We start from the raw sequence: 1,791 nt of genomic DNA on the forward strand, positions 1-1,791 counted from the left end.
TTTGGTTGGTTTGTCTTTTTGTTAGGTTTGGGCTTTTCACGGCCTGATTTTTTGGCTTTTGTGCTGAAATTTTTTTGTGGAGAGTTTGATCCTGGCTCAGGACGAACGCTGGCGGCGTGCTTAACACATGCAAGTCGAACGGAAAGGCCTGCAGCTTGCTGCGGGTACTCGAGTGGCGAACGGGTGAGTAACACGTGGGTGATCTGCCTTGCACTTCGGGATAAGCTTGGGAAACTGGGTCTAATACCGGATAGGACAGCTGTTTAGTGTCAGTTGTGGAAAGTTTTTTCGGTGCAAGATGAGCTCGCGGCCTATCAGCTTGTTGGTGGGGTAATGGCCTACCAAGGCGTCGACGGGTAGCCGGCCTGAGAGGGTGTACGGCCACATTGGGACTGAGATACGGCCCAGACTCCTACGGGAGGCAGCAGTGGGGAATATTGCACAATGGGCGGAAGCCTGATGCAGCGACGCCGCGTGGGGGATGAAGGCCTTCGGGTTGTAAACTCCTTTCGACAGGGACGAAGCGTAAGTGACGGTACCTGTATAAGAAGCACCGGCTAACTACGTGCCAGCAGCCGCGGTAATACGTAGGGTGCGAGCGTTGTCCGGAATTACTGGGCGTAAAGAGCTCGTAGGTGGTTTGTCGCGTCGTCTGTGAAATTCCGGGGCTTAACTCCGGGCGTGCAGGCGATACGGGCTGACTTGAGTGCTGTAGGGGAGACTGGAATTCCTGGTGTAGCGGTGAAATGCGCAGATATCAGGAGGAACACCGATGGCGAAGGCAGGTCTCTGGGCAGTAACTGACGCTGAGGAGCGAAAGCATGGGTAGCGAACAGGATTAGATACCCTGGTAGTCCATGCCGTAAACGGTGGGCGCTAGGTGTAGGGGGCTTCCACGTCTTCTGTGCCGTAGCTAACGCATTAAGCGCCCCGCCTGGGGAGTACGGCCGCAAGGCTAAAACTCAAAGGAATTGACGGGGGCCCGCACAAGCGGCGGAGCATGTGGATTAATTCGATGCAACGCGAAGAACCTTACCTGGGCTTGACATATACAAGACAGGCGTAGAGATACGTCCTCCCTTGTGGTTTGTATACAGGTGGTGCATGGTTGTCGTCAGCTCGTGTCGTGAGATGTTGGGTTAAGTCCCGCAACGAGCGCAACCCTTGTCTTATGTTGCCAGCATTTGGTTGGGGACTCATGAGAGACTGCCGGGGTCAACTCGGAGGAAGGTGGGGATGACGTCAAATCATCATGCCCCTTATGTCCAGGGCTTCACACATGCTACAATGGTCGGTACAACGCGCAGCGACACTGTGAGGTGGAGCGAATCGCTGAAAGCCGGCCTTAGTTCGGATTGGGGTCTGCAACTCGACCCCATGAAGTCGGAGTCGCTAGTAATCGCAGATCAGCAACGCTGCGGTGAATACGTTCCCGGGCCTTGTACACACCGCCCGTCACGTCATGAAAGTTGGTAACACCCGAAGCCAGTGGCTCAAACTCGTTAGGGAGCTGTCGAAGGTGGGATCGGCGATTGGGACGAAGTCGTAACAAGGTAGCCGTACCGGAAGGTGCGGCTGGATCACCTCCTTTCTAAGGAGCTTTATTTTTGTGCCCACAGTTGTGGGTGTGTTGGTTGAGTACACGCTGTGTTGTACTGCCAACAATTTTTTTAATCGGGTGGAGACACACCTTAAACAGTTGGGTTATTCAAAGTGGTTGTATGTTGGTGCATTGTTGGGTGTCTGGGGCATTATTGTCCTGGTGTTGCCCAGTCATTGATACGGTCATGG

The 1,791-nt window shown here is 54.1% G+C and carries 1 rRNA gene; it reads left to right on the forward strand.

The features are described 5' to 3' along the window. Positions 1–73 precede the first annotated feature (73 nt). A 16S ribosomal RNA gene (locus HMPREF0308_RS12610) occupies positions 74–1,591 on the forward strand. Positions 1,592–1,791 lie beyond the last annotated feature (200 nt).

The sequence above is a fragment of the Corynebacterium striatum ATCC 6940 genome, from assembly GCF_000159135.1.
In the GTDB taxonomy this organism is placed as follows: domain Bacteria; phylum Actinomycetota; class Actinomycetes; order Mycobacteriales; family Mycobacteriaceae; genus Corynebacterium; species Corynebacterium striatum.